Source organism: Desulfovibrio sp. TomC (genome assembly GCF_000801335.2).
Lineage (GTDB): Bacteria > Desulfobacterota > Desulfovibrionia > Desulfovibrionales > Desulfovibrionaceae > Solidesulfovibrio.
Genome location: NZ_JSEH01000005.1, coordinates 165,937 through 183,445, shown reverse-complemented (window position 1 = coordinate 183,445; position 17,509 = coordinate 165,937). Strand labels below are relative to the sequence as shown.

Annotated in this window: 16 protein-coding genes; 11 read left to right on the top strand and 5 right to left on the bottom strand. The window is 66.8% G+C overall.

The features are described 5' to 3' along the window. Positions 1–2: 2 nt before the first annotated feature. The 7 genes from nuoH to NY78_RS06650 are packed head-to-tail and all read left to right on the top strand — an operon-like array spanning position 3 to position 7,178. A complete protein-coding gene (nuoH, locus tag NY78_RS06680; RefSeq protein ID WP_043633366.1) occupies positions 3–992 on the top strand; it encodes an NADH-quinone oxidoreductase subunit NuoH in 990 nt (329 codons plus the stop codon). A gap of 10 nt (positions 993–1,002) precedes the next feature. After that, complete coding sequence (nuoI, locus tag NY78_RS06675; RefSeq protein ID WP_043633364.1) at positions 1,003–1,560, top strand: NADH-quinone oxidoreductase subunit NuoI; 558 nt, start codon at positions 1,003–1,005, stop codon at positions 1,558–1,560. Positions 1,561–1,569: 9 nt separating this feature from the next. Continuing rightward, positions 1,570–2,097, top strand: coding sequence for an NADH-quinone oxidoreductase subunit J family protein (locus NY78_RS06670; protein WP_043633361.1), 528 nt, complete (start codon positions 1,570–1,572; stop codon positions 2,095–2,097). Then, a complete protein-coding gene (nuoK, locus tag NY78_RS06665; RefSeq protein WP_043633358.1) occupies positions 2,094–2,405 on the top strand; it encodes an NADH-quinone oxidoreductase subunit NuoK in 312 nt (103 codons plus the stop codon). Before NY78_RS06670 ends, nuoK begins: the two co-directional genes overlap by 4 nt. Then, positions 2,402–4,267, top strand: a complete 1,866-nt coding sequence (locus tag NY78_RS06660) for an NADH-quinone oxidoreductase subunit 5 family protein (protein ID WP_043633357.1) — start codon at positions 2,402–2,404, stop codon at positions 4,265–4,267. Before nuoK ends, NY78_RS06660 begins: the two co-directional genes overlap by 4 nt. Positions 4,268–4,282: 15 nt before the next feature. Beyond that, a complete protein-coding gene (locus NY78_RS06655) occupies positions 4,283–5,776 on the top strand; it encodes a complex I subunit 4 family protein (protein ID WP_043633354.1) in 1,494 nt (497 codons plus the stop codon). Between the two features lie 13 nt (positions 5,777–5,789). Next, positions 5,790–7,178 carry an NADH-quinone oxidoreductase subunit N gene (locus NY78_RS06650; protein ID WP_043633351.1) on the top strand — a complete coding sequence of 463 codons (1,389 nt, stop codon included), beginning with the start codon at positions 5,790–5,792 and terminating at the stop codon, positions 7,176–7,178. A 255-nt stretch (positions 7,179–7,433) separates the two neighbouring features. On the opposite strand, the gene NY78_RS06645 is transcribed toward NY78_RS06650, so the two are convergent. Further along, on the bottom strand, positions 7,434–9,701 hold the full coding sequence (locus NY78_RS06645) for a Rossmann fold nucleotide-binding protein (RefSeq protein ID WP_043633349.1): 2,268 nt from the start codon (positions 9,699–9,701) through the stop codon (positions 7,434–7,436). Positions 9,702–9,910: 209 nt separating this feature from the next. On the opposite strand from NY78_RS06645, the gene NY78_RS06640 reads away from it, so the two are divergent. After that, complete coding sequence (locus tag NY78_RS06640; protein WP_231583803.1) at positions 9,911–11,140, top strand: HDOD domain-containing protein; 1,230 nt, start codon at positions 9,911–9,913, stop codon at positions 11,138–11,140. Positions 11,141–11,390: 250 nt separating this feature from the next. Here the strand turns inward: NY78_RS06640 and NY78_RS06635 are convergent, their stop codons facing one another. Together NY78_RS06635 and NY78_RS06630 are read right to left on the bottom strand one after the other, a co-directional pair. Continuing rightward, positions 11,391–11,891, bottom strand: coding sequence for a hypothetical protein (locus NY78_RS06635; protein ID WP_043633346.1), 501 nt, complete (start codon positions 11,889–11,891; stop codon positions 11,391–11,393). Further along, positions 11,888–12,661, bottom strand: coding sequence for a hypothetical protein (locus NY78_RS06630; protein WP_043633344.1), 774 nt, complete (start codon positions 12,659–12,661; stop codon positions 11,888–11,890). Before NY78_RS06630 ends, NY78_RS06635 begins: the two co-directional genes overlap by 4 nt. Positions 12,662–13,092: 431 nt before the next feature. Between NY78_RS06630 and NY78_RS06625 the strand changes: the two genes are divergently transcribed. From NY78_RS06625 to NY78_RS06615, 3 genes are all read left to right on the top strand, one after another. Then, complete coding sequence (locus NY78_RS06625) at positions 13,093–14,094, top strand: LysM peptidoglycan-binding domain-containing protein (protein ID WP_043633341.1); 1,002 nt, start codon at positions 13,093–13,095, stop codon at positions 14,092–14,094. A gap of 107 nt (positions 14,095–14,201) precedes the next feature. After that, a complete protein-coding gene (locus NY78_RS06620) occupies positions 14,202–15,185 on the top strand; it encodes a formyltransferase family protein (protein ID WP_043633340.1) in 984 nt (327 codons plus the stop codon). A 38-nt stretch (positions 15,186–15,223) separates the two neighbouring features. Then, positions 15,224–15,472, top strand: a complete 249-nt coding sequence (locus tag NY78_RS06615) for a putative hemolysin (protein WP_047960062.1) — start codon at positions 15,224–15,226, stop codon at positions 15,470–15,472. 102 nt (positions 15,473–15,574) lie between these two features. Here the strand turns inward: NY78_RS06615 and NY78_RS06610 are convergent, their stop codons facing one another. Beyond that, the gene (locus NY78_RS06610) at positions 15,575–16,597 is read right to left on the bottom strand and encodes a DUF362 domain-containing protein (protein WP_043633335.1); all 1,023 of its coding nucleotides are present in this window, start codon (positions 16,595–16,597) and stop codon (positions 15,575–15,577) included. After that, positions 16,594–17,487, bottom strand: coding sequence for a hypothetical protein (locus NY78_RS06605; protein ID WP_043633521.1), 894 nt, complete (start codon positions 17,485–17,487; stop codon positions 16,594–16,596). The genes NY78_RS06610 and NY78_RS06605 overlap by 4 nt, the downstream gene beginning before the upstream one ends. Positions 17,488–17,509 lie beyond the last annotated feature (22 nt).

Here is a 17,509-nt window from a genome sequence, read left to right as displayed (position 1 = left end):
CCATGGACATCGTGCTCGGCGTTCTTGTCATGCTGGTCAAAATGGCCGTGGTCCTGGCCGTGGCCCTGGGTCTGGCCGCCTACATGATCCTCTTGGAACGAAAGCTCCTCGGCCGGTTCCAGGTCCGCTACGGTCCCAACCGGGTCGGCCTTTTCGGCCTGCTTCAGCCCCTGGCCGACGGCCTCAAGATGCTTTTAAAGGAAGACATCATCCCCGACGGCGTGGACCGGCGCATCTTTCTCGTCGCCCCGGCCGTGGTGGCCGGCACGGCGCTTTGCGCCTTTGCCGTGGTGCCCTTTGGCGACGGCCTGACCCTTTTTGGCCACGCCGTGCCCCAGGTCATTGTCGATTCCAACGTGGGCCTGCTCATGGTGTTGGCCCTGTCGTCCCTGGCCGTCTACGGTCTGGCCCTTGGGGCCTGGACGTCGGACAACAAGTACAGCCTCCTTGGCGGCATTCGCGGCGCAGCCCAGATGATCAGCTACGAACTCGCCCTTGGCCTGTCGCTCGTGCCCGTGGTCATGCACGCCCGGTCGCTGTCGCTTGCCGACATCGTAGCCGCCCAGTCCGGCCTGCCCTTTGCCCTGTGCGAACCAGTGGCCTTCGCCATTTTCATCATCGGCTCCCTGGCCGAGACCAAGCGCATTCCCTTTGATCTGCCCGAAGCCGAAAACGAGCTGCAGGCCGGGTTTCACACCGAATATTCCGGCATGCGCTTTGCGCTGTTCTTCGTTGGCGAATACGTCAACATGGTTCTTTTAGGGGCGGTGACCGCCGTGTTCTTCCTGGGCGGCTGGCATGGGCCGTTTCTCCCGCCCATTGTCTGGCTGGCCGTCAAAGTGCTGGCCGTGCCGGTCTTTCTCATCTGGACCCGGGCCTCGCTGCCGCGCCTGCGCTACGATCAGTTGATGGCCCTTGGCTGGAAGGCGCTCGTGCCCCTGGCTCTCCTCAATATTCTCGTCACCGGCGCGCTGCTGGTCCTAAACGCCTAAGGAAACGGCCATGGCAGACAAGAAACCAAGTCTTGTGGGCGAAATCGTGGACGGCGCAGCCGGCCTCATCGGGTCCTACGCCGCCACCATGACCCATCTTTTTCGAAAACCGGTCACCGAACAGTACCCGGAATACAAGCGCCCCATGCCCGAGCGCACCCGCGGCCGCATCATCCTCACCCGCTCCCCCGACGGGAAGGAACGCTGCGTGGCCTGCTACCTGTGCTCCGGGGCCTGCCCGGTCAACTGCATCTCCATGCAGTCCGAGGAAGGCCCGGACGGACGCCGGCAGGCCGCCTGGTTTCGCATCAACTTCGCCCGCTGCATCTACTGCGGCCTGTGCGAAGAGGCCTGCCCGACCCTGGCCCTGCAACTCACGGCCGAATTCGCCTTTTGCAAGGACGACATCGCCGATTTCGTCTACGAAAAGGAACAACTCCTGGTCGACCACGGCGGCCGGCATCCGGACTATGATTTTTACGCCCATGCCGGGGTGGCCGCCGGCGGCCCCAAGGGCAGCCATATCGGCGAGGACGACCCTGTGGACGTCAAAAGCATCTTGCCCTAGGACGCGACCATGACCGCACTTGGCGCTCTTTTTTACCTGCTGGCCGCCGTGCTCCTCGGCGCGGCCGTCCTGACCGCCACCCGGCGAAACCCGGTCCATGCCGTGTGCTGCGCCGTGGTGGTCTTTCTGGCCGTAGGCGGACTTTTCGCCGTGCTTGGCGCGCCGCTGCCCGGGGTGCTCATGGTGGTGGTCTATGCCGGGGCCATCATGGTGCTCTTTCTCTTTATCATCATGCTGCTCGGGTTGCCGGCCGGCGACGGGCCGTTGCCGCTTAGACGACTGCTTGTGCCCGGCATCCTGGCGGCGGCCACGCTCACAGCCCTTTTTGTCCTGATCGGAGCCGACCCGGCCGCCAAAAGTCTGCTGCCGGCCGCCATGGCCTCGCCGGGGGCTGTTGGCACCATCCTCTTTGACACCTACTGGCTGGCGGTCGAAGCCGTCTCCATCCTGCTCTTTGCCGCCCTGGCCGCCGCCCTGCTCCTGGGACGCGGCCGGTCAGACGCCCGGCAACCGGCAACCGAAGGTCGCAGCGCATGAACATCCCCCTGTCCCATGTCCTGGCTGTGGCCACAGCGCTCTTCGTCATTGGCGGGGCCATGGCCGCAGCCCGGCGCTCCATCCTCATGATCCTCATTGGCGTGGAATTCATGCTCGCCGCCGGCAGTCTGGCCTTTGTCGGCGCAGCCCTGGCCTGGGGCAACGTCAGCGGCCAGGCCGCCGTCATCCTCATCATGGGTCTGGCCTCGGCCGAGGCCGCCCTGGGGCTGGCCCTTCTGGTCCACGGCCGGCGGGGCGGCGGCACGGTCGACGCCGACAGCTATGACCGGCTGGGAGGCGACGCATGACCACCCTTGTCGCCCTGATGCTCCTCTTCCCCCTGGCCGGCGCAATCCTCCAGGCCGCCTTGTCCCGCAGCCTGTCCCGGCCGGCCTCGGGCGCACTGGCCGCCCTGGCCATTGCCGGCTCCCTGGCCGCTGCCGTGGCCGCCGTCTGGAACCTGGGCGTCACCCCGCATGAGCTGCACTTTGGCCAGTGGCTGGCCTTTGACGGCTTCTCGGCCCAGTTCTCCATCCTCTACAATCGCCTAGCCGGCCTCATGACCGTGACGGTCACCTTCGTGGCCTTGCTCATCCACCTCTATTCGGCCGTATACATGCGCGAAGACAAATCCTTTGCCCGCTATTTCTGCTACTTGAACCTGTTCGTCTTTTTCATGCTGGTCATCGCCCTGGCCGACGATCTGGTCTTTCTTTTCATGGGCTGGGAGGGGGTCGGGTTCTGCTCCTTTGCCCTGATTGGCTTCTGGCACGAAGAGCTGCCCAACGTGGACGCCGGGCGAAAGGCCTTTCTCATGACCCGGGTGGGCGATCTCGGCTACGTGGCCGCCCTGGCCATCCTCATTGCCGCCTCGGGCAGCGCTTCGCTGTCCGGCCTGACCGCCGGCATCGACGCCATGCCAACGGCCACGGCCACACTGATCGGCTTCCTCTTTCTCTTTGCCGCCTGCGGCAAATCCGCCCAATTGCCGCTGTCCTCCTGGCTGCCCGACGCCATGGCCGGCCCGACCCCGGTCTCGGCCCTCATCCACGCCGCCACCATGGTCACCGCCGGCGTCTACCTGCTCATGCGCCTGGAGCCGCTTTTGGCCATTGCCCCGGACGTCGGGGCCACGGCTGCGGTCATCGGCGCGGCCACGGCACTTTACGGCGCGGCCTGCGCCATGGGCCAGCGCGACGTCAAACGCATCCTGGCCTATTCGACCATCAGTCAGGTGGGCTACATGTTCCTGGCCGCCGGCTGCGGCGACGTGTCCGGGGCCTTTTTCCACTTGCAGGCCCACGCCTTTTTCAAATCCCTGCTCTTCATGGTCGCCGGCGTCATGATCCAGGCCTTCCATGAGGAACACGACATCTTCCGCATGGGCGCGCGGCTGCGTAAGGCTCTGCCCGGACTGTTCATTCTTTTTGCCTGCGGCGCGGCCGCCCTGGCCGCCCTGCCCCTGACCTCGGGCTATTTCAGCAAAGGCCGCACCCTGGCCGACGCCGTGGCCCATCCCGGCCCGGCCTATCTGCTGGCCTTTGTGCTTGGCATTGTGGCCGCCTTTGTAACGGCCCTGTACGTCTTTCGGCTCTTCTTCGTGGCCTTTTTCGCCGACCCGGCCGATCCGGCCAAACTGGTTTCCGAGCCGGAACTTTCCCGCATGGAGCGTCCGCTGTGGCCCCTGGCCGCCCTGGCCCTGGTCTACGGCTTTGTCAATCCGCCCGAATTTCTGGGCCTAAAGCCCTGGCTCGACGCCTATCTGGCCGGCACGGTAACGCCCGTGCCGCCGGAGGTGGCCCACGCTGAATTTTTCGTGGAATTCCTTGATGCCTGCCTCGCCCTGGCCGGGCTCGGTCTGGCCTGGCTCCTCTACCGGCCGGCGGTGCGTCCGGCCCCGGCCCCGGCCGGCGTGCTGACGGCGGGTCTTGGCCTCGACGCCTTCTACCGCAAATGGATCGCCGTCCCCTACTGCCGCCTGACCACGCACCTGTGGCGCGGCGTGGATGAGGATGTCCTCGACGGCGCGGCTGCGGCTGCGGCGTCCGGGATCGCCGGCCTGTCCCGGTTTGTCGCCCATTTCGGTTCGGCCCGGCCGTCCACCACCATAACCACCCTGCTTGGCGCGGTCGCAGCCCTGCTCACCTGGCTGGCCCTGCGCCTGACCTAACGCACCGGAGCGATCATGCGGCAATTGCCCTGGCTCACCCTGCTCATCTTCTGGCCCCTGCTGGCGGCCTTTGTCCTGCCGGCCTTGCGGGGCAATCCGGCTGCCTGCCGCCGCTTCGCCCTGCTCGCCGCCTTGGGCGAACTGGCCTTGTCGATCCTGATGGTCGGCCTGTTTGCCGGTTCCCACCCCGACCTGCCCGTGACCGAGGACATGGCCTGGATACCGACGCTCGGCATCCGCTACAGCCTGTCCATGGACGGCTTAAGCCTCATTTTCGTGGTGCTGACGTCGCTTGTCGGCCTGTGCTGCATGCTGGCCTCCCGCCACGACGACGCCAAACGCCCGGCCCTGTACTACGGGCTGATCCTGGCCTCGCTCGCCACGGTCCAGGGCATTTTCCTGGCCTCCGACCTGTTTCTCTTCGCCCTTTTTTGGGAAGCCCAGCTCATCCCGGTTTTTTTCCTCATCGGCGTTTTCGGCCACGGCGACCGGATGCGGGTGGCCTTCAAATTTTTCCTGTTTTCAGCCACTGGCGGCCTGCTCATGTTCCTGGCCGTGGTTGCCCTGGGCATCCTGGCGGCCAATGGCCCGGACGGCCCGACCTTTGCCCTGGACACCCTGGTCCATCTCGATTTGCCGGTAACGGTCGGCCGTTGGCTCTTTGCCGCCTTTGTCCTGTCCTTTGCCATCAAGATCCCGCTGGTGCCGGTCCACATGTGGCTCCCCGACGCCCACACCGAGGCCCCGACCGCCGGCAGCCTCATCCTGGCAGGATTGCTCCTTAAAACCGGCGGCTATGCCCTCATCCGCTTCGGGCTGCCGCTTTTCCCCGAAGCCGCCCACTTCTTTGCTCCGCTTTTAACCACCCTGGGACTGATCGGCCTCTTTTACGCCTCGGCCGTGGCCCTGGCCCAGGAGGACGTCAAGCGTCTGGTCGCCTATTCGAGCATCGGCCACATGGGACTGGCCGTGGCCGCCATCGTGTCCGGCAGCCGGCTGGCCCTTGGCGGCGCAGTGGTGCTCATGGTCAGTCACGCCCTGACCTCGGGCGGCCTGTTCGCCCTGGCCGGCGGCATCGGCGAACGCCTGGGCAGCCGGCGCTTCGAGGTTTTGGGCGGGCTTTGGAACAAGGCCCCCCGGTTTGGCGCGGCCTTCCTCTTTTGCATCCTGGCCTCGGCCGCCCTGCCCGGACTGTCCGGGTTTGTCGGCGAGGCCATGATCGTCTTCGGCCTGTTTACAACCAATGCCTGGGTGGGCGTGCTGGCTGTGGCCGGCATGGCCGTGACCTTGGCCTATCTCCTGCGGCTGGCCCGGGACGTGCTCTTCGGCCCGGCCCGCTCGTCCCTGCCCTTTGCCGACCTGGATGCCCGGGAAACAACGCTCTTGTGCGCCCTGGCCCTGTGTATCCTGCTTTTGGGCCTGTTCCCCGGACCAGTGCTGGCCCTGGCCGACGGTCCCCTCCATCTCATTGCCGCCCATGTCTGGCCGGCCGCAACCCCGGGCCTGTGAGCGAGGACCTGCCATGACCGCCTTTGTCGCCGCCTATTTCCCGCACCTCTCCCTGGCCCTTGGGGGGCTGGCCATCCTGCTGGCCGCCTGTTTTCGCCGCACCCCGACCGCCCTGTTCCCGGTCCTGGCCGGTCTGGCCGCCCTGCTCCCGGGCTGGTGGGGCGTGTCCGGCCCTGAAGGGGCCAGCGGCATCAGCTGCTTTTACGCCGCCCTCCTCTCGGGCATCACCCTGGCCACGGTGGGGCTCACCGCCCGCTATGCCGCCCGTCGGGGCTTTGCCGGCGACGCCCTCTACGGCCTGCTTCTGTGGTCGGCCCTGGGCATGTTGCTTCTGGCCGAGTCCGACGACTGGCTCATGCTGATCGTCGGGCTGGAACTGGCCTCGCTTTGCCTCTACGCCGTGGTGGCCGCCCGCCTGTCCGACCCGCTGGGCACCGAGGCGGCGCTCAAATATTTCCTGCCCGGGGCCATGGCCCTGGCTGTTTTGGTTTTTGGCGCGGCCCTGGTCTTTGCCGGCAGCGGCAGCCTCGTCATTGCCGAATCCCTGGCCGTGGGCGGTCCCCTGGTGACGGCCGGTCTGGCCCTGGCCCTGGTTGGCATCGGGTTCAAGCTGTCCCTGGCCCCGGTCCATCTGTGGACCCCGGACGTCTATCAGGGCGCGCCCGCCCCCATCGCCGCCTTCCTCTCCACCGGCTCCAAGGCGGCCACGGCCGCCGCCCTGCTCCATGTCTGCGCCGAAGCCTCGCCCGAGGCCCGGGAACTGCTCTGGCCGGCCCTGGCCGGGGTGGCCGCCCTGACCATGGCCGTCGGCAATGTCGGGGCCATCACCCAGAAAAGCATCAAGCGCGTCCTGGCCTATTCCTCCATCGCCCAGATGGGCTACATCGCCATGGCGGCCATGGCCGTGGACGAGGGCGGCGGCGAGGCGGCGCTGTTTTATCTGGCCGCCTTTGCCCTGATGGATCTGGGAGCCTTCGGCGCGGTGGGACTGCTTTCCGGAGAAACCGGCGACCGCGACGCCATCGAGGCCTACCGGGGCCTGGGCTACGTCCATCCCTGGCGGGCCGGAGCCTTGGCCGTGAGCCTTTTGTCCCTGGCCGGACTGCCGCCCACGGCGGGTTTCATCGGGAAGTTTCTGGTCTTTGGCGCGGCCCTTCGGGCCGGCTACGTGGGACTGGCCGCCTTTGGCATCGTAACGGCGGTGATCGGCATCTTCTACGCGCTGCGCATCGTGGCCGCACTCTACATGCAAAATGACGTCGCGGCCCATCCGGTCATTCCGGCCCTGGCCGGACCGGCCGGCAGCGCAGCCCTGTGGGCCATGGCCGCGGGCCTGCTGCTCCTGGGCCTGTTCCCGGGCGCGCTCCTCGGCCCCCTGGCCCGCCTGTTCGGTGGGGTGTAGCGAGAGAGGAAGAGTGCCTCCGGCGGCCGGGGCCTGAGGCCCCGGCCCCCCCCAACTAGGTAAAGGGGGAACGTCGGCGCTACGGCGGTGGGAGGGCAAGCTCAGCCTTCGGCTGTCGCAGTCCCCAGCCGCCCGGACTGGCAACCCGCTCCCAAAACCCCTTGAAAAACTTTTCCCTTTGCAGGGGTCCGGGGGGATCATCCCCCCGGCCGCCGGAGGCATCTTCTGCTTCTGCCTTTCCCCTCTTCTGCCTCTCTATTCCCCTTCCAACGCTTCTTCGATGTAAGGTGCGATGGCCACGCCGGCCTTTTTGAGATTGTCCCGGGCAAAGCGCACCCGGCTTTGGGCGATGCCGCGTTCCCGCCAATAGGCGGCCGGGTCGTTCACAAAGGCGGCCATAACGGCGTAGCCCTCTTCGTAGGTTCCCACCTCGTGGCAGCAGTTGACCACCCAGCGTGGCCCAAGCGGGCCAAGGGTGTGGCCGCCGCCGGCCAGATCGCTGCTCAGCGTCTGAAACTGCTGGATGGTCTGCCGCCAGAACGGCTCACCGCCCGGGCCAAAGCCCACCGGGTCGATGAAGATGTAGGGCGCGGGCAGACACTGGCCGATCTTTAAGAAGGTAAGCGCCATGTTCACTTCGTAGCTGGTGCCGAAACCGCCGAGATTAAAGATCTTAAAGAGCGAACGCCGGTCCAGGATGTCTTGACGGGTGTTCATGGCCAGATTGGTGAACTGGGCCACGGCCTGGGGTTCGAAATTGGGAATCTGGCCGATTTCCTCGGCGTCGATGCCAACGCCGAGGCGGAAGATGCCAAGGGCCGCGGCCGCGTCGTCGACAATGCGCATGACTCCCGGCCCCGAGCCGTGGGCCACGGCAAAGCCCTCGCCCAGGCGCGGATGGTCGCGCATCTTTTTCAAAAAGGCGGCGATGGGTTCGGCCAGGACCGGTCCGAGCACGTCGCAGGCCGAGCCGAACATGGCCATGGTGGTGTGGATGCGCGGCAGATGTTCCCGCCCTTCCCGGGTCACCCACAGGCCCCGGAAAAATTCCCGCATCTGGGCCTGGCCGTTGTATTCGAGCAGCAGGTAAAACCGCATCCCCTCGCCCTCAAGGCGCACCAGCTCTTCATAAAGCGTCTGGTCCATGCGGAAAAAGGGCGGCCGGCAGGTCTTGCCCGGGGCGCAGCCCATGCCCCGGGCCGCCACCACGCCGATGCCGTTGCGCTTGAGCACCCGCAGCGTGTCGGCCGGCGGCAGTGCGTCGGCCACAAAGACCTTGGACAGCTTCTGTTCGCCGCCAACGTACTTGAGGTCGTCCAGAAACGGGCGCATCCGCTTGGGAATTTCCTCGCCCTCAAGGACGCCCTCCGGGACGTTGCCCCGGGCGTATTCGTAAATCAGCCGCCATTGGAATTCCCGCAACCACACGCCCTCCTCCTGTTCCCAGGGGATGGTGATCATCTTGCCGGGCATGAGGATGCGGCCGTAGATGCCGCCGTCGGCCGGATCATCGGTCACTTCGTCGAAAAGCGCCCGGCTGGCCACGGGATTGAAGATGTCGGTCAGGTCGGCGAAATCGACGCCGGCAGCCAGGACCTCCCGACTGTGGCCGGCAATGAGCACCCGCTCGGCCAGCCGGGCCACCCGCACGTCCGGCGGATAGAGCCGCAGGCGCACGGCCAGGCCGTCCGTCTCTGCCGCTGCCTCGCCGCTGTTGTAGAGTTCCACCTGGCGCGGCGTGCTGATGCCTGTGGTGCGGATGCCGTCGAGCAGGCGCGAAGCCAGATGGAAGACGCCGTCGCGGTTGGTGGGGCGCTCCAGAAAAGCGGTAAACGGCCCAAGGGCAATATGCACGGCCCCGACCATGAAATCCTTGGCCGCCAGGGCATCCGGCAGGCCGGTTGGGGCCAGACTCTGGAAAATGCCCAGGCCATGCTTGCCCTTGACCACCATCTCGGCAAAATTGCGGCCCACCCCGAGCAACCGCGCGGACAGGATATAGCGCAGGTCTTCCAGTACGATCTCCACCACCCCGTCCTCGGCCACGCTGTGGCGCTGGGGAAGCAGGAGCCAGCCCCGCTCCATGGCCTCGGCAATCCCGGCCCGGCCAACGGCCGGCCCCCGGGGGATGAAAAGCCGCCCGAAATCCACGCCCCCGTCGCAGCAAAGCCCGCGCAGATCGGCCAGGGACTCGGCCAGGGCGGCGTTTAAGGCCGTAACCGCCACTGGCAGCTCCACGGTGCGGGCGCTGTCGGACACTTGGGGCGCCTCGCCGGTCAGGTGGATGTCCAGGCCAATGCGCGAATGGCCGCTGCGGCCGCTTATGTCCATGAAATCGGTCAGCGGTCGGGATTCGCGGACAGCCCGGTCGCGCAGATCGCGCACAAGGCCGCGTAGGGCGTCGCTGGTATGGGAAAAGCGCATGAGGCCAAAGGCCTGGGGCGCGGCCAGATCGTCGTTGTAGCGGATGTCGCCGATATCGACGAGCTGGCCGTCGCCGGTAAGAAGCGGGGATACGGTCATGATGCCTCCGGACGGCCCTTATAAGCCAAGGCGTTGCCCGGGGGAACCCCTGGAGAAACCCGCCCAGGAGTCTGGGAATCCGGGGGATGGGCCATGGCTCTTGCCGGGTTGGCGTGGCACTGGTAAGGCTTGGCAACAGCTGACTTTCCCGGGATCGGCCCGGAGCCCACCTCTCGCCGTCGGCCCAAGGGCCGGCAAAGGGACGGCCAATGCCCACGATTCCCTTTTCCCAGATCCGGGCCGGCATGGTGCTCGCCGCCGAGATCGAAAGCCCTGACGGCCGCTACCGGCTGCCCGCCGGCACGGTGCTGGCCGAGAGCCATCTCAAGTGGTTGCGCGGCTGGCGCATCCGCGAAATCGAGGCCACCCCGGATTCCGCTACAGGCCCTTCCCAGGCAGCCCCGGCCGAACCTGCCGGCACGCCCGAAGAAGCGGTGCGGCGACGGTTTGCCCCGCTGCCGGCCGACGAGCCGCTGACCATGGCCTTGACCGAGCTGGCCCTGGCCCGGGCCGAGGCCCTGGCAACCGTGCGTCCGGTGCGCCCGCCGGCCTGCGGTCGCGAAAGCCTGACCAGTCTGCCCAGCCCGGAAGCCATCCTGGCGGCTGATCCGGTCCTCGTTTCCCTGCCCGAAGTCTTCATGCGCATCCGCGAGGTGTTAAGCGACCCGGCCTCCACCGTGGAAGAGGCCGCCGCCGTCATCAGCAAAGACCCAAGCCTGACGGCCAAGCTCTTAAAGCTCGTCAACAGCGCCTTTTACGCCCGCACCCTGCGCGTGTCCGGCGGCCTGCCCCCAGGTCCCGTGGACACCCTGTCCCGGGCGGTCATGTTGCTCGGCTTGAACCAGCTCTCGACGCTGGCCATGGGTGTTTCCGTCATGCCCCTTTTCAAGGACATCCCGGCCGGCTGCATCGACATGCGCCAGTTCTGGCGGCATTCCATAGGGGTGGGGCTGGTGGCCAAACTGCTGGCCGTTCGGATGCACGATCCCAGTCCGGAACGGTTTTTCGTGGCCGGGCTGCTCCACGACATCGGCCGGCTGGTGCTGTACAAACAGGTGCCGGCGGCGGCCGGGGCGTCCCTGGCCGCAGCAGCGGCTTCGGGACGCCATCTGGTCGCGGTCGAGCGGGAACTCTTTGGCTTCGACCATGGGGAGCTTGGCGGCATGTTATTGCGGAAGTGGCGGTTTCCCGAGAGCCTGGAGCAGGCCGTGTGGCGGCATCATGCCCCGGTGTCCGGAGAGGTGCCCCAGGAGCCGTCCATTGTCTGCGTGGCCGACATGATTGCCGGCGCGGTCCTGCCCGGCAGCAGCGGCGAGCGCCTGGTGCCCTGCTTCGACCCCGCCGCCTGGGAGGCCGTGGGCCTGACCCCGGCCGATCTGCCGGAACTGGTGGAAACGGCCGAAGCCCACTTCGAAGTCATCTGCGCCATGTTCGCCTAAATCGCGGGTGAGGGAAGTGCGAGAGGGAGAAGGAGGGAGGAGTGCTCCGGCGGCCGGGGGGATGATCCCCCCGGACCCCTGCAAAGGAAGACGTTTGTAAAGGGGTTTTGGGCCGTGGGCGACGATGCGGTCGGTTGACACAGACCAGCGTGGCTCCAACGGGCCGTGGACGAGGCACGTCGCTCTCGAAAGCAGGGCAAGAAAAGAGGGGAAGAGCCCTGCGCAGCCCTGCCTTCAGGCAGGGCCTTCGTCAATTGTCCCGGTGGTGGTCCCGGCGATAGGCGGCGGCCTTCTCCAGGCTCGCCTGCCGGCGACGCTCCTCGGCCTCGGCCAGCCGGCGGCAGGTCTCGGCGGCGACGTCGGCCCCGTCCTGGCCGGCCGTCAGGTTGCAGGCGGCCAGATCCTCGGCCATCTGCTTTTCCATGCGCTCGGATTCCAGAAACATGACGTAGGCCAGCGCCAGGGCGGCCTCATTTTCGGCGCTGCCGTCGCACAACTCCGCCACCTGGACGTGGGGCACGGTCTCAAGCAGGCGCGCAATGAACATACCCACCCATTTTTCAGTGAGCGCAAGCGGCAGGACCGGGGCGACGTCGGCGATAATGCCGGCGGCGTCCGGGCCAAGATCGGGCCGGGACAGGCCGACAAAGGCGGAAAGGGCCTCGGCCCGGCCGGCGTCGCCGGTGCGGGCGATGCGGGCCAGCAGGATGTCCCGGGCTTTTTGGCCCAGGCGGTCAGCCTGTTCGGTCATGGGGCGTCCTTGTCGGCGTCGGACTCCCCGGGCGGCAGCACGTCGATGACGCGCCCGGGCAGGACGTTGCCGTGTTCGCCGATGGTGCGGCCATCGGCGGCAATGTGCTTGCGGTTGTCGACAATAACGATGCCGGTGCGCTCCAGCACCTCGCGCCGAAAGGCGTATTCCTCGTGCATCCGCCGGGTCTTGTAGAGAAACCACATGCGCACGAGATAGGTGAGGCACCAGGCCGCCACCAGCCCGGCCATGACCCAGGGGGCGATGACCTCCACATGGTCGCCGATGCGCAAAATGGCCTGGATGACGGCGTCGAGGTAGTACAGGGCCGCGCCGACCAGGACCATGCCGCCAAGCAAAATGATGGACGGCAGGCCCCGGGACAGGGCGATGAGCCGGCGCAGCCGCTCGGGCATAAAGCGCATCTGCTCCTCGTCCATGGCCGGATCACCCTTGAAGATGCGGGTAAAGCCCATGCCGATGATGTTGACCACCAGCATGATGGCCACCGGGGCCAGGATCAGGGCCACGGCGTAAGGAATCCAGGGGAACTGGAACTCGATGGTGCCGTCCGGCAGTTTCTGGGACTTGATGATCCCATAGCACACGGCGGCGATGGTGACGGCAAATTCCACCAGGATGATCCCGATGGAAAGAAACGTCATGAGGTTCTTTTTTTCCCTGTCCGTCAGCGACAGGCCCAGACTGCCCAGGGAGCCGGAAGCGCCCTGTTTGGCGTCGGTGGTCTCGGTGTCTTGCGGGTTATCCATAAAAGAGCTGTGCCGCCTTTGGTCGCGAAATCCGGCGCTCCCGCTTCCGGCCGGCCGGGCCGAAGCCGATGGCGGGCGTTGGGCAGGAGAAAACGGAGACGAGGTTGCGGGGGATACCGGGATGGATGCGTCCTGGATCAAAACGAGCGGACGCCCCGGGGCGCATTGCCAGCCGGGACGTCATCCTCGACGTCGTCCTGCGACGCCTTTGCATGGCGCTTTTTCCCATTCGTTTCTCGACACCCCGACCAAGACATGAGGTAAGGCCAAACAGGCAGGATGGCAAGTCCCAACACCGTTTGGAACGCATCCCCTGCCCCCTGGCCGCAGTGTTTTGCACGTTGTCAGGCAAGCCGCTTTTTCTTATACGTCCGCCTAGAAAAATGACGAACTGTTTTGCCCGACTGGCAAAACACAGACAAAGGACGCCTATGCACCTGCCGCGCCTGTTTCTGTTTTGCGCCCTCCCGGCCTGCCTGATCCCGGGCCTGCTCTTGGCTGCCGCCACGGCTCCGGCCCCCGCTCTCGGGAGCGATGCCGGGGAGGCCCAATACACCATTCAGCCCGGCGACACCCTCACCCGTATCGCCCGAAAATTCGGCCTGACGCCCGAGGCCTTGGCCCGGGCCAATACCATCGACAAAACCCAGCACATTATAGCGGGCAACGTCCTGCGTCTGCCCGTGACGCCGCCAGAGAACCATCCGGCCCCAGCCAAGGAGGCCCCTGCTGTCCAGCCCCTGGACAAACCCTCCGCTGCGGTCTTGGCCCGACAATCCACGCTGAGCCAGGCTTCTGTCCCTGCTCCTGCCCCGGCATCCGCCCCGACCTCCAAGCCGACTGTCACTCCGGCCGCTGCCCCGGCTCCGGCTCCGGCTCCAACTCGGGCAGCTGCTCCGGCCGCTGCTCCGGCTCTGGCCGCTGCTCCGGCTCCGGCCGCTGCCCCGGCTCCGGCTGCTGCTCCGGCTCCGGCTGCTGCCCCGGCTCCGGCTGCTGCTCCGGCTCCGGCTGCTGCCCCGGCTCCGGCTGCTGCTCCGGCTCCGGCTGCTGCTCCGGCCGCTGCTCCGGTTCCGGCCGCCAAACCGGCCGCGCCGACCAAAGCCGAAGCGCCTGCGCCGCAGCCAACCCAAGCCCCAGAACCGGAGGAAACGACGGGAATCCCGGACAGCCCGGCCAAGCTGGCCGTCGGCGTCTACGCCAATCCCGTACTCGGCTCCCTGCGCATCAGCCAAACCGCCACAGGCATCAGCATGACCCGGGACAACCAGACCATCCCCATGCGCCACCTGCTCTATGGCATCTTCGACGGTTCAGACAGCACCGGAACCGTCCACGGCTTGCGCCTGGAATTCGCCAACGACGGGCAGGTCGCTTCACTGCTTTACAGCACAAATTCCGCCAAGGACATTCGCTTCACCCGGGTCAAAAAATGAGACCAGCCGGTTGTCACTGCCTTGACCCTGCCACGGCAGGCGGGTAATCTCTCCAACACTATCATAAGTCCCCAACCGAAACGCCTGGCGAAACTTCGAGGAATTCTATGCCCCTGACGCTTATCCTGCTTTCCGCCAATGAAGACGCCGCAACCCTCCTGCAGATGCTTTCCGCCCACGGCCGAAACGTCGAGTTGCGCCACGTTGTCGATTTACCCGGTCTTCGCGCCCAGGTGACGCGTCTGGGTCCCAAAGCCCGCCTGCTCTCCTATCTGTCCAACGTCATCGTGCCGGCCGACTGTCTGTCCGCTTTTTCGCATGGGGCCTACAATATCCATCCAGCCTCGCCCCAATATCCCGGGACAGCCCCCGAGGCCTGGGCCGCCTACGAACGCGCCGCGACCTTCGGCGCGACCCTGCACGTCATGGACGAACGCATTGACGCCGGAACGATCATCGATGCCGAAATCATCCCTGTCACCGGAGCCAAGGATCGCCCCGGCCTGGCCAAAGTGGCCAGGCAAGCCCTGTCGCTCCTCATGCTGCGCGTCGCTCCCCTGATCACCAATGAAGCCCCCATCACTCCGATCCGGTCCCAGTCCTGGGGCGCGACCAAACGCACCATCGCCGATTTCGAACGCATGTGCCGCCTCACCCCGGACATCACCAAGGAAGAGTTCGAACATCGCCTGATGTGCTTTGGCCCTCCGGGACCGGTGGAATTTTCCATGGACCTGCATGGATGGCGTTTTATCATGGAAGCCCCGGGCGGCATCATGGGACATCTTGACCCGCCCCAGGCCGACCGGATGCTCGGCTGGGCCCGCGATTCGACTGCTCCCTCTGTCCGGCAGGAGATCAAACTGACCGTGGATGGCCAGGACTTTCTGCTGACCGCCAACGACTTCCGCCCCGACGTGGCGGCGGCAGGCTTTGGCGACGGCTATTCAGGCTTTGTCTGGGACGTGCCGGCCCAATTCCGCGACGGCCGCCCCCATCGCGTCGAGGCCACCTGCAAGGGGCGTCCGGTGCCCGGCAGCCCCAGACTGGCCGTGTTTCCCCGCCAGGAAAACCCGCAATCCCCGGCCTGATCCGGCGATATTTCCCCGGCCGGGGCCAAGGAGAGCGTATGCGCGTTGTGTACTTGGCCGTCCTGGTTGTGGTCCTGACCACCGCCCTCGCCGCCCCGGCTGCGGCCCAACTGATCGGCATGGCCAATCCGGCTTCGACCTTGTGCGTCGCCACCGGCGGCGAACTGGTCATCAGCGACAGCGCCCAAGGCCAAAGCGGCGTCTGTATCTACGACGGCGGACTGGCTATCGAGGAATGGTCGCTCTACCGTCTGTTTTCCGGCGCGACCTGGCTCTCGGGCTTTTAGCCCTGCGTCCGGGCCGGACCGGCGGGCAAAACGCCCGGCTTCACGCCCCGAAATTGCCCGTTTCCCCTGCACATAGCGCCGGCTTTCCGACGCGAGCCGGCGCTAGCGGCCAAGCCGCAGGCCCTGTTGGGCCGGCACGTAGTCAAGCAGGGCGAAATCACGGCGTACGGCGGCCGGGGATTCGCCGCGCTGTTCGATCCGTCCGGCCTCGATGGTCCCCAGCCGGCCGTCGGCCTGGCGCAGATAGCCGACGCGCCCGGGATCGATGCCCATGATCCGGCAGCTTGTGGCGTCAACGGCCACGGCGCTGCGCCCCATGACCAGCACCCCGGCCGCAGCCGGGTCCCCCATGATGGGGCCGTCGCCGTCCATGCCCACAATGCCGTCGACAATGGCGAAATCCGGCCGCACCGTGGCGTTGATGTCCAGGATCGACGGCTCGATGCCGGCAAAATGCAGCACGTTTTTGGGCCAGCCGTAGACCACGCCCGGCATGACGCCAAACAGGTTTTTCATGGACAAGGTGACCCCGGCCCAGTGATGGGTCTTCATCTTGGCCACCGACACCACCATGTCTGTGCGGGTGATCAGCTCCGGCAGCCAGAGATCGCCAAGCTTGCTGAACCCGCCGAGATTGTTGACCGGGGCCACCGGGCCGTTGTTGAGGTCGAAAAACGGCAGCTTTTCCCGGGCCAGTATGTCGGCCAGCCCCGATTCCTCCAGCACCAGATAGGCGTCGCGGCGATGCCCGGCCCCCTCGGCCACCACCACCGAAGCCGCCCCCAGAGCCAAAAAAGCCTCGGCAACCGCCCGCACCACCAGGGGATGGGTATTGATATGCCCGGCCCCGGCATGGGGCTCGACCAGATTGGGCTTCAGTAGCACCCGCTTGCCGGCAATTTCCCGGGACGTAAGGCCCAATTCGGCCATGCCCCGGCGCACAATCCCCCCCAGATCGACGCCGTAATCCGCCGCCTTGGCCACGAAGACCGAGGCCTGGAGTTTTTCCTTGAGCAGGGGAGGGATGGCCAATCCGCCGGCAGCCACAAGACCGGCCGCGGCAGCCAGCTTGACTGCTTGGCGACGGGTAAAGCGGCGAGGCGTTTCCAAATCGGCGGCGGTCATGGGCGTTCTCCCAAAAGGGCGGCAAAGCGGCCGGACGTGGCCACGGCGGCAATGGCCTGGGCCAGCAGCGGGGTGTCGTAGGGACCGTAGCGGTCCTGTCGGGCCAGGGCCAGGAGGCAGCCTGCCGTGATTTCAGACGTGGCCAAGCCATAGGCTCCAAGCCCGAAGGCCCGCCAGGTCGCCGCCAGCGGCGTCGGCACGGCACACTGCGGCCCAGCCAGATAGTCGAGACTGGCCGCCACGACCGCAGGCGCAACCCGGCCGCCCAGGGCGGTCAGGGCGTGGCCGGTGGACTCGGGCACCGGGAGCAGGGTGTTTCGAAACACGCGCGTATTGCCGTAGTTCCAGCCGCCGTCCGGGAGCTGGCGGTCAAGGAGCAGGCGCACGGCTTCATCCAGGGCCTCCCGGGGCGGCGCCGCCGTGGCCGACAGGGCCAGCATGGCCAGGGAGGTCGGCTCAACCCAGGAATGGGTGCCCTCAATCCAGGTCCAGCCCCGCAGGCTGGTGTCATGGGCGACAATGGCCCTCTCGCTTTCCCGGCGCGCCCAGTGTGAGCCGGGATGCCCCGTCAGCCAGGCGGCAGCTCGGGCGGCCGGCGCGGCAAAGGCCGGGTCCGGCAGCCAGGCCAAAAGGGCCAGGGCGGTGGGCCAGGCCGCCTCGGGACGCCCGGGAAGCACCGGCACCCGGCCGTCGGGCAACTGGGCGGCAACCAGGGCGCTTCGGGCAGCCGCGACCTGTTCACCGGCCCCTCCCACAACGGAAAGGGCCATGGCTGCCCAGGCCGTGGCGTCGGGGCGCGAGGCCGAACCCTCGGCCACGGCAAAGGCCCCGTCAGGACCGGCCCGACGCAGCAGGGCATCAATATGGGGCGCGAGTGCGTGCGACACCATGGGCATACACCTCTCACTGCAT

What these genes read in the sequence shown, in the direction of transcription:
- NY78_RS06655 (WP_043633354.1), top strand. Translation starts at nt 4,283, where the DNA reads ATGCGGCAATTGCCCTGGCTCACCCTGCTCATCTTCTGGCCCCTGCTG.
- nuoI (WP_043633364.1), top strand. Translation starts at nt 1,003, where the DNA reads ATGGCAGACAAGAAACCAAGTCTTGTGGGCGAAATCGTGGACGGCGCA.
- NY78_RS06625 (WP_043633341.1), top strand. Translation starts at nt 13,093, where the DNA reads ATGCACCTGCCGCGCCTGTTTCTGTTTTGCGCCCTCCCGGCCTGCCTG.
- NY78_RS06615 (WP_047960062.1), top strand. Translation starts at nt 15,224, where the DNA reads ATGCGCGTTGTGTACTTGGCCGTCCTGGTTGTGGTCCTGACCACCGCC.
- nuoH (WP_043633366.1), top strand. Translation starts at nt 3, where the DNA reads ATGGACATCGTGCTCGGCGTTCTTGTCATGCTGGTCAAAATGGCCGTG.
- NY78_RS06620 (WP_043633340.1), top strand. Translation starts at nt 14,202, where the DNA reads ATGCCCCTGACGCTTATCCTGCTTTCCGCCAATGAAGACGCCGCAACC.
- NY78_RS06670 (WP_043633361.1), top strand. Translation starts at nt 1,570, where the DNA reads ATGACCGCACTTGGCGCTCTTTTTTACCTGCTGGCCGCCGTGCTCCTC.
- NY78_RS06650 (WP_043633351.1), top strand. Translation starts at nt 5,790, where the DNA reads ATGACCGCCTTTGTCGCCGCCTATTTCCCGCACCTCTCCCTGGCCCTT.
- NY78_RS06640 (WP_231583803.1), top strand. Translation starts at nt 9,911, where the DNA reads ATGCCCACGATTCCCTTTTCCCAGATCCGGGCCGGCATGGTGCTCGCC.
- NY78_RS06630 (WP_043633344.1), bottom strand. Translation starts at nt 12,661, where the DNA reads ATGGATAACCCGCAAGACACCGAGACCACCGACGCCAAACAGGGCGCT.
- NY78_RS06635 (WP_043633346.1), bottom strand. Translation starts at nt 11,891, where the DNA reads ATGACCGAACAGGCTGACCGCCTGGGCCAAAAAGCCCGGGACATCCTG.
- NY78_RS06610 (WP_043633335.1), bottom strand. Translation starts at nt 16,597, where the DNA reads ATGACCGCCGCCGATTTGGAAACGCCTCGCCGCTTTACCCGTCGCCAA.
- nuoK (WP_043633358.1), top strand. Translation starts at nt 2,094, where the DNA reads ATGAACATCCCCCTGTCCCATGTCCTGGCTGTGGCCACAGCGCTCTTC.
- NY78_RS06605 (WP_043633521.1), bottom strand. Translation starts at nt 17,487, where the DNA reads ATGGTGTCGCACGCACTCGCGCCCCATATTGATGCCCTGCTGCGTCGG.
- NY78_RS06645 (WP_043633349.1), bottom strand. Translation starts at nt 9,701, where the DNA reads ATGACCGTATCCCCGCTTCTTACCGGCGACGGCCAGCTCGTCGATATC.
- NY78_RS06660 (WP_043633357.1), top strand. Translation starts at nt 2,402, where the DNA reads ATGACCACCCTTGTCGCCCTGATGCTCCTCTTCCCCCTGGCCGGCGCA.